This window comes from Nocardia sp. GTS18, assembly GCF_013839555.1.
GTDB classification, from domain to species: Bacteria; Actinomycetota; Actinomycetes; order Mycobacteriales; family Mycobacteriaceae; genus Nocardia; species Nocardia rosealba.
Genome location: NZ_JACBIU010000025.1, coordinates 26,485 through 34,846 on the forward strand (window position 1 = coordinate 26,485; position 8,362 = coordinate 34,846).

Annotated in this window: 11 protein-coding genes; 5 read left to right on the forward strand and 6 right to left on the reverse strand. The window is 61.5% G+C overall.

Going from position 1 to position 8,362, the window contains the following annotated elements; all coding sequences use genetic code 11:
• Nucleotides 1–7: 7 nt before the first annotated feature.
• The 4 genes from HYG95_RS18560 to HYG95_RS18575 form a co-directional block, all read right to left on the reverse strand.
• Entirely contained in the window at nucleotides 8–352 is a 345-nt protein-coding gene (locus HYG95_RS18560) for a PE family protein (protein ID WP_181699428.1), read from the reverse strand.
• A gap of 73 nt (nucleotides 353–425) precedes the next feature.
• On the reverse strand, nucleotides 426–743 hold the full coding sequence (locus tag HYG95_RS18565; protein ID WP_255495516.1) for a hypothetical protein: 318 nt from the start codon (nucleotides 741–743) through the stop codon (nucleotides 426–428).
• Between the two features lie 105 nt (nucleotides 744–848).
• A complete protein-coding gene (locus HYG95_RS18570; protein ID WP_181699430.1) occupies nucleotides 849–1,148 on the reverse strand; it encodes a YbaB/EbfC family DNA-binding protein in 300 nt (99 codons plus the stop codon).
• A gap of 266 nt (nucleotides 1,149–1,414) precedes the next feature.
• Nucleotides 1,415–2,473, reverse strand: a complete 1,059-nt coding sequence (locus HYG95_RS18575) for a hypothetical protein (protein WP_181699432.1) — start codon at nucleotides 2,471–2,473, stop codon at nucleotides 1,415–1,417.
• Between the two features lie 503 nt (nucleotides 2,474–2,976).
• Here HYG95_RS18575 and HYG95_RS18580 point away from each other — a divergent pair.
• The 5 genes from HYG95_RS18580 to HYG95_RS18600 all read left to right on the forward strand — a co-directional run bounded on the left by HYG95_RS18580 (nucleotide 2,977) and on the right by HYG95_RS18600 (nucleotide 7,357).
• A complete protein-coding gene (locus tag HYG95_RS18580) occupies nucleotides 2,977–4,830 on the forward strand; it encodes a hypothetical protein (RefSeq protein WP_181699434.1) in 1,854 nt (617 codons plus the stop codon).
• On the forward strand, nucleotides 4,827–5,621 hold the full coding sequence (locus HYG95_RS18585) for an ESX secretion-associated protein EspG (protein WP_181699436.1): 795 nt from the start codon (nucleotides 4,827–4,829) through the stop codon (nucleotides 5,619–5,621). Before HYG95_RS18580 ends, HYG95_RS18585 begins: the two co-directional genes overlap by 4 nt.
• Before the next feature lie 112 nt (nucleotides 5,622–5,733).
• Nucleotides 5,734–6,051, forward strand: coding sequence for a hypothetical protein (locus HYG95_RS18590; protein ID WP_181699438.1), 318 nt, complete (start codon nucleotides 5,734–5,736; stop codon nucleotides 6,049–6,051).
• Nucleotides 6,052–6,054: 3 nt separating this feature from the next.
• On the forward strand, nucleotides 6,055–6,564 hold the full coding sequence (locus tag HYG95_RS18595; RefSeq protein WP_181699440.1) for a YbaB/EbfC family nucleoid-associated protein: 510 nt from the start codon (nucleotides 6,055–6,057) through the stop codon (nucleotides 6,562–6,564).
• A gap of 82 nt (nucleotides 6,565–6,646) precedes the next feature.
• Nucleotides 6,647–7,357 carry a hypothetical protein gene (locus tag HYG95_RS18600; protein ID WP_181699442.1) on the forward strand — a complete coding sequence of 237 codons (711 nt, stop codon included), beginning with the start codon at nucleotides 6,647–6,649 and terminating at the stop codon, nucleotides 7,355–7,357.
• A gap of 8 nt (nucleotides 7,358–7,365) precedes the next feature.
• Here HYG95_RS18600 and HYG95_RS18605 read toward each other — a convergent pair whose 3' ends face one another.
• Together HYG95_RS18605 and HYG95_RS18610 are read right to left on the reverse strand one after the other, a co-directional pair.
• Complete coding sequence (locus HYG95_RS18605; protein WP_181699444.1) at nucleotides 7,366–7,647, reverse strand: hypothetical protein; 282 nt, start codon at nucleotides 7,645–7,647, stop codon at nucleotides 7,366–7,368.
• A gap of 47 nt (nucleotides 7,648–7,694) precedes the next feature.
• Nucleotides 7,695–7,934 (reverse strand): hypothetical protein, encoded by a 240-nt coding sequence (locus HYG95_RS18610; protein WP_181699446.1) that lies wholly within the window; start codon nucleotides 7,932–7,934, stop codon nucleotides 7,695–7,697.
• Between the last annotated feature and the right edge of the window lie 428 nt (nucleotides 7,935–8,362).

Below are 8,362 nucleotides of genomic sequence, written 5' to 3' on the forward strand. Positions count from 1 at the left end.
AGTCCCGTCAGACGTTCCGCGAACGGAACTCGTCGGCACTGATTTCCTCGTTCCGCACAACCCGATCGGACTGGGCGCGCAGGTTCGCGGCGATCTTGCGTAGCTCGAGCACCCCGTCGATCAGGTTGCGCTGAAACGATTCACCGACGGTGGTGAGCGTCTGCGCGGCCCGCACAGACACCGCGTCACTGCCCGCCGGCGCGGGAGAAAGTGCGTGCTGTTCGAGACGCAGATCGTTTTCGAGCCGCTGAGCCAGCGCATCCAGCTGCGCGGCCGCGTTGGCTGCCGCGACCGAATCGAACCGGATCTCGCCCGACTCACCCCCGACAGAAGCGTTTGTATCAATCCCCATTGCCACTGCTCCTAATTGCGAACGAAAATCCCGCTCCGAAATAGTTCGCAGCGGTTACGAATTCGACCGAAGGTCAGCGCGACCTGACGGAATTCATTGCGGCGGCGCCGATCTGCTCGTCGAGCTGAACCGCGCCGACAGTTTGCGCCGATACCAGGGCAGTACCCGCATGCACCGCCGCGATCTCGGTTACCGATGCCAGGTTGTTGCCCTGTGCGACAGCGAACGCGGCAAGAAAATCCTGCCCGATCAAACCGAAGATCGGCACCGCGGCCGCCATCGATGCGCCGACATCGGCAGCGCCGGCGGCCGCCACCTGCGTAGCCATAGCAGCGTTGGCGGCACCATAAGAAGAAATCGCCGCGGTATCGGTACGAATCAGAACGGCCATCGTCCCCTCCAGAATATTTGATGGTCGACATCAGCATACATTGCTGAAAAACGTTGTGCTACAAGGCTTAAGGTAATCATAAGGAGCTCGAAAGTTAACGAGACATTACCGCGCGACCTCGGCGTTGAACTCCTCGATCAACTGCGCGCGGCGCGCAAAAGCGCTGGCCGCGGCCGCGGCGGCGGTAGCGACAAGGGCGGATTCGAAGCCGTCGGGCGTCATGCGGGTGACGGCGGCGGAGAATTCCAGCGCCGTCATCGCACCATTTCCGTCGACCTCGACCGTCATCGCATCGTCCTCGGACGCCTCGCGCTCCCTGATCCGCGTGAGTTGGTCATGCAGATCGCGCATACGATAGACCTGTCGCTGCACCCGATCGACCAACTCGTCCATGGAATCGACCACGATTCCCCCCTTCCATCTCGTCATCTACCGACGAGACTCCAAACCTGTTGTTACAACTACCATCTCGGCACCGAAAACACCATAGATCATCGTCTTTCTGTCACTATCGGCGGCAGAACGGTCGAGCCGACGGGTCGCAATACCTGAAAGTGTTCATGGCATTCGACAAGCGCCGAAATGATGACCGCTGATCATGTCCGACATTTTGTCGGCGGGATTTTCGATTCTCGCGCAGCGAGTCATTCACTTCGGGAGTTCATCGGCGACTACCCGCGCGCGTCGACCAGTCCCGCCAGCGAAAGCTGATACCACGCGCCGTCGACATCGCCGACTGAACCCAAAGCATCCTTCAGGAGATCGCGGGTGACCGCCCCCACCTCCGCCGCCGCGACCAAGACCGCCGCAGCGGACCGCGGCGCATCGGCGGAACCAGCGGCACACACGGCGTCCACGACCTCCTCGGCAGTCCGGATCCCCGGCATCGCGACAGCCAACTGCTCGACCTCGGCCGACTCGCCCCGATACAACTTCCCGCGATCCCACCAGAAGCAGAACGACAAGAGCCCATTCGCCGCACGGGGATTGAGTACCTGGTTGGCCACCCACTCGGGAGCACCCGCGTAGTAGTCCGGAAGCACTCCGGTGCTGTTGTACGCCACCTCCAGATCCGGAGCCCCCCAGACACCGCCGGACAACACGGCACGGTCCCCCGGCAGCAGATACAACGTCGACCCGCTCCGCCCATCCCCCTCGAAGATCCCCATCGACGGGAACACCCGAGGCCCCCGCTCCGACTCACCCGCGACGAACGCGGCCGAGAGCACTGCCCACCGTCCCCACACCGCCGCCAACCCAGGCAGCCCCTCCACCTCTCGCGCCGAAGCCACCCCTACCGAACGCGCCCGCGCAGCCGCCTGCCGCGCCGAGCGTCGCTGCGAATCCTCCTGTCGTACATAAGCTGCCAGCCAGGCTGGCAGCCGCGTGCGTGGAAAGGCCTGCAGGTCGGCCAGATACGCTTCGGGCGCAAGCAACTGGTCGGCCGGAAACGGCTCGCTGCCGTAGTCGTATTCGGCCTCGAAGTCACCCTCGGCCGTTGCCCTCACAACCATCCGCCACCATGGCCCCAGGTCCGAACCCGATTCGCGGATGCGTTGCGCACGAACAGACTCGAGGACTTCGTCGGGAATCTCGAACCGCACAGCCGGACCGTTCCCATAGAAGCAATCGACCCGAGCAACGCCGCCACCTGCAGCCAATGCGAACACCGCCTCCAGTCGAGCCCAACCCGATGGCCCAACCGTCCCCAGTTTGCGGGTCAGAGCCACCAGCCATGTGTCGGATTCCGCCCGAGTCACGGGCCGTACCGCGTCCGATGGCCGCGCGTCGAGCTCGCCCAGCGGAGTCGACGACCCAACGGGCACAGATCCGATCGCGGATGCCCGCACACGAAGCCGGTCCTTGCCAGCAGCAGCCGTGCCGACGGAATCCACCTCCAGCTTGAAACCGACCTCCGTCGGGATGGCTTCTTCCCCACTTGGTCCCGAGTTCCCCATTTCGCCACCCCTCTCGTTCGCGCACCGCACACTCGCGGGCAACGGCATACTCATCCTGCCGCACAGCTGCGTGCGATTCGTCCGCAACATGATCTGCATCCGCCGGTGGCAAGTAGGGTGCGAGTAAGGCACCATGGAACACGCGTCGAGGCTCGACGCCTTACTGCACGGCACACGGGGAGCGTCGTACAGCACGACAATCGTGCGGACCAGCAGACACTGACCAATAGTGGTATTTGCGACGGAGTGAAGCCACGTAACGGAGGGGAACTTGCGTGGGTAGCGGAGTATGGAATGATATACAAAACCGCATAAACAGTGGCGACCAAACCTTTGAGTTCGATTCCAAATTGATTGGAGTCGCACTCGACTTGTGCAATACGCTTACAGGACGCCTCCTGTCCGTACAACAACGCACGAATTCGATAAACAATCTAGCCGCGTTCGCCGGACCGCCCGAGATATTTTCCTCAGGAACGAAGCTCGCACGTGAATTCTCGAGTCAGGCGGTCTCTCTCAACGCCGTGCTACAGCAGCACATCGATATGGTGAGCGCCATGGCGGAGGCCTTCAAGAGCGCAGCAAAGGCGTTTGCGACAGCAGAGCAGCAGTCGGCGGAGGATATTCGACTGATCGAGGGCATGGCTGTCGCACCCAAGTTGACGAATCCCAACACACCCAGACCGGATAGTTCGAACCCATGGGCGTCTGTATCGAAGCCAGAGGCCACGCTAAAGTTCGAGCAAATTCCGCTGATACATCGTTTCCGACCAGATCTCAAGGCGTTGCTAAACGGCGATGGAAAGCGGATTTCCGTATTGACCAAATACACCGCCCCCACGGACGCGCGAGCGGTGACGCCGGAGAACGCGTTCGAAAAGAGTTGGGCGAATCTATACGATCTCGGGGTGAGCATCTCGACCTACCGCATCGCAAGCGCCGGCAATGAGTGGATCTGGATGGCGAAAGAGGTGAAGAGCGCATTTGCGGATTACAAAGCAGGCTCGCCGACATTGAAAAACGGTTGGCGCGGAAATTCGGTCGCCGCAGCGATTCAAGCCATAACCGATCACGAGACAGAAGCCGACAACCTTTCGAAGGCTATCGAAAAAATCGGCAATAGCCTGTTGAATATTGCCGGCACCCTCATGGTTACACGCGACACAATGCCTCCAACTCGGACAAATCCTCACGATACCGATCCGAAGATCGAAGACGAGACCAATAAATATCGCGAGAATTGTGATGCGTACTACACTGCCGGCATCATAAGATATAACGACAATCTGACCACACTGGAATCGCCGAAGAACTCTGTTGCTGCAGCTCCAGCGGTACCCCCACTGCCCCAAGACCCTGGACTTGGCGGCGTCGGCGACAACGGCGGTGCGGGCGGGGGTGGGGGCGGAACTCCGCTCCCGACAACCCCGGAAATCACCCAGCCGACAACGCCGACGACACCGACTACACCGACAACACCAGTTACGACGACACCCGATATCAGCGATCTGTCCTCGGCGCTGTCGGATGTGTCAGACGCTGCCGAGAGCCTTCTGTCGTCCGCCTCGGATGCCGCCACGGAAGGTTCGTCTCTGCAGGACGTGGCGGACGGCGCGCAGGACGTCGCGCAACAAGCCACCGACGACACCTCGAGTGCACTCCAGCAAGGGTTGGATGCGGCGCAGCAAGCAGCGGAGGAAAGTCTGCAAGCTGCACAAGACAGCCTAGAAGCGGCCCAAGAGACGAGTACGTTGAATGCGGCACCTGGGCTCGCAGGGCTTCCTGCCTCGGCGGGTAGCGGTGGCGGTGGCAGTGGGGTGGGTGGTGCCCGGGCAGGGCTCGGCGGCGGAGCGTCCACAGCCGCCCCAATGGCTCGTGATGCCGCGCAGTCCAGATTGTTTCCGCGCGCGGCGGCGATCACGACTGCCGACGCCATGGTCGGTCGCGCGGGAATCGCTGCGGGGGCCGCGGGTGTTCCCGGCACGCCGGGCATGTCCCCCGCCGCCGCGGGTCAGGGACAGGGTCAAGGCAAGGAGCACAAGCGCTCGCAATACCTGAACTCCACCGAGAATCTCGACGAGGCGCTCGGCGATGCGCCTGTTGTCGTCCGGCCCGTGGTAGAGCGATGAGCCGGGCATGGCAGCTGACCGATCTCGAACTCGTGGTGATCTGGGAGTCACTGGGCGAAGCCGGCGTCCTGCCCCGCCCGTTCGTCTTCACCAGCCGGACCCCGATGTACTACGACTATCTGCGCGAGAAGCAGATAGTCAGCGAGCGTCTGCCTACCAAACTGGGCAATTCATTCGAGAACGTATTAGAAGCAATGACTAAGCCAGATGTTCGGATCGTGGTCAATGGTCTAGATCCCAGCGACCCGCTGCGCGCCGACGGGCGGGTCAGGATGCTGGCGTTGCGACGCGCGAACCGTGGCTATCTGATCACGCAATTACCCGGCGAAACGCATATGCACAGTGGCGGGTACACGGTGGCCGAGTGCGATCCGCTGAAGCTCGCGGACGTCACTGTCAGCGCATTGCCCTCGGCCGATGCTGGGAAGATGCCAGAGATCCCGTTGATCGAGACTGCCGTGGACGATGTGGAGTACGACTACGGCCGGTCGTTGGTAGAGGACGATTTCGACGAGCGGGCGAAGGTCCGTTCCAACAAATTCCTGGCGATGCCGACAACATCCGTCGGATCGATAGGTGTGGTGCAAGGCCACTCCGAATTCGGGCCACGTGGCATCACCGAGCGCTGGCTGGATTGGCGGGATCTGACAGACGACGGCCGATACGCGATCAGCCCTGAGCCGAGTTCCAAAGCGATCCCGGTGGATTCAGCTCAGCTGATCTCGATGATCAATGCTCGGATCGCCGCGATCATTCGGGCGATCAGGGATGAACGCAAGGCATACAGCTGACTGCCGGCGGTGAAGCCGCCACCACAGCCATTGTGCCTTCATAGTTCCTGTGGCACAGTCGAATAGGTGATGACCGCATATCCGGTCACTATCGAGCAGTACGGGGGATCCGATGACAGAGCCGATCGAAGTCAACACCGTTAAACTGGCGCAGGTCATCCATGACATCGCCGCTATCGCGGACCAGCTGAATACGATCGCCGCCGCAGGCAAGGCAGCTGTCGCACCCGGCGCGGCCGCATGGGGCGACGACCGGTTCGGAAGCAAGTTCGCCGACGGAGCCGAAGGCTTCGAAGCCGGCGCTGAGAACATCGTCGAGAGCACGAGCACCCTGTCTATCTCCATGGGCAACCTGTCCAGCGGGATCTTGTCGAGTAGCAAACGCAGCGATGAGCGGGAGCAGGAAAACGCCGACGGCTTCGGGAAGTAGACCATGATCGACAACAACGAGGCCGAAACCGCCGCGCTCCTGGATGCTTTCAGCCAGCAGATCAGCGCGATCGCGGAAGTAGCGCAGAAGCGTGCGCTGCTGACCGGCACCGGGTTCACCAGTGACAGACGTGTCATTGTGACGGTGAACGCCGACGGTGCGGTGATCGAGACGAAGTTCTCCTCCGACATCGATGAACTCACCTACGACGAGATCGCCAAGGGCGTGACGACGGCCGCGCAACGCGCTCTCGAGGATGTCGGTCGGCAGTCGCAGGAGCTGATGCAACCGGTCACCGATCAGCGCGCGACGATGCCGAAGCTGCACGAGCTCCTCGACAACCTCCCCGACCTCGACAGCCAGGCACCTACGCTGCCTACCGCCTCACTGGCACCACCCAACTCCCCCGAGCGCACCAGCACCGAGGAGGCTGCACCGACCTTCGACGATGCAGAGGATCACGCCAGGTGGACTGCCGAACGCCGGACGGGCGTGACGGATTCGGGCTGGTAACTGAGCTGTTGTTCGCAGGGGCGGCGTCCTACTGTCGACCGCGAACCATTCCCACCACCGAGTCGACGCCGAGAGGACGGGAGTGATCGACGAAGACGAGGCGTGCCGCTTCTGTGGCCGCTTCGTGTTGGAAGTGGAGGGGTGGGCGGAGGTCATCCAGCCGTACCACCAGATCCGGGCCTCGTGGGATGCGAACACGAACTTCTTCTGGGGTTCGTTCCACCTCGGGTGCATTCGAAACTTCCCCGAGCGCGCCATGTTCCGGCGTGAAGCCGCCACCTGGATCTCGACGGTCGAGGATCTGGTGCAAATCCGGGGCAGCGACGGCGTGCTGCGCGAAGTACCTCGGCGCGGACTCGGCTATACGGATCTGCTGGCGCAGCTACCCAGCGGTGTGATCTACGAGAATCCGCGGTTCAACGAATGGGCCTATGTCGAGGAATCGGGGCCTCTGCACTTCATCGATATGAATCGCGCGCAGGCGCTCGGCCGGAGCGAACGTGTACGTGGCAGCGATGGTGGGCGGTCCGTCCTCTTGAGCGGTGACCCCCAAGTCGATGTGTCGAACTGGGATCTGCCGGAGCTCTTGGACTTTCTCGATGTGCGCGATCTGTACCAGGACATGCTGGATACGCTCGAGCCGCGGTATCACTACCTGGACTCCGGGCGGAATCGCTTCGGCTTGGTGCTCGATTACTCGCTGTCCTGCATTCAGCCGTACCCGCCGGACCTCGCCCACTTCTTCGGTGAATACCTGGCAGGCTATGTACCGAAGCGGCTAGAAGACGCCTGAGCGCACCGTTACCCCGACCACTCACCACGCTCGAGCATCGCCTCGAACTCCTCCCACGACGGATACGGAAAATCAGGCTCATCCGCATCAACCGCGCTGGTCTCGAACTCCATCACCAACCGCCAACGCCGATTGATTGCCCTAAACGCCTCATTCTCCACTCTTGTAAAATCCTCCGGTGTCGGATACTTGCGCCCATCGATCACAAAAGCAACCACCCAATCGTCCTCACCACGCAATACGGTGACAATACAGACCTCACGGCCCGAATCCTGAAACGGCATCAGCACCACCCCACCCTTCGAAGAGAAATCAGCAGAACCACGTAACCACCCGCTTACCCAGACCACTCACCACGCTCGAGCATCGCCTCGAACTCCTCCCACGACGGATACGGAAAATCAGGCTCATCCGCATCAACCGCGCTGGTCTCGAACTCCATCACCAACCGCCAACGCCGATTGATCGCCCGAAACGCCTCCCGCTTCACGCGCGTGAAATCCTCCGGCGTCGGATACTTGCGCCCATCGATCACAAAAGCAACCACCCAATCATCGTCACCACGCAACACAGTCACAACACAAACCTTGCGACCCGAATCGCGAAACGGCATAAGTAATTCACCTCATTCGTCACGTCAATAGCTGCTACCGAACGCTAGCAGCAGAATTTTCTGCGGCCCGACGACTGGTCACTGGTACGGCGCCCCGAGCCGGGCCTCATCCCCTTCCCGCTCGCGCCCTAATCGGCTGCGACACAGACGAGCTCGCATTGCGAGGATGTCATTCGAGTCCGAGCTCGGCAAGCTGAGCCGCTGAAGGCCTGGCCCAGATAGCGCGCCGGAGACAACGTGTGGCGACTCATGTGTTGCTCTTTGTAACTACCTGTGGCACAGTCAATTTCGGTTCGGCGCGTTGATGTCGGCAGTGTGAACGTTGGTTGTATCAGCCGTGGGGGGTCTGATGTCGAAGGCTGTTGTCGACCTATATCCATGGTGGGACAGGC

Coding starts and splice junctions, on each gene's coding strand:
- HYG95_RS18560 (WP_181699428.1), bottom strand. CDS start 352: ATGGGGATTGATACAAACGCTTCTGTCGGGGGTGAGTCGGGCGAGATC.
- HYG95_RS18585 (WP_181699436.1), top strand. CDS start 4,827: ATGAGCCGGGCATGGCAGCTGACCGATCTCGAACTCGTGGTGATCTGG.
- HYG95_RS18595 (WP_181699440.1), top strand. CDS start 6,055: ATGATCGACAACAACGAGGCCGAAACCGCCGCGCTCCTGGATGCTTTC.
- HYG95_RS18565 (WP_255495516.1), bottom strand. CDS start 743: ATGGCCGTTCTGATTCGTACCGATACCGCGGCGATTTCTTCTTATGGT.
- HYG95_RS18590 (WP_181699438.1), top strand. CDS start 5,734: ATGACAGAGCCGATCGAAGTCAACACCGTTAAACTGGCGCAGGTCATC.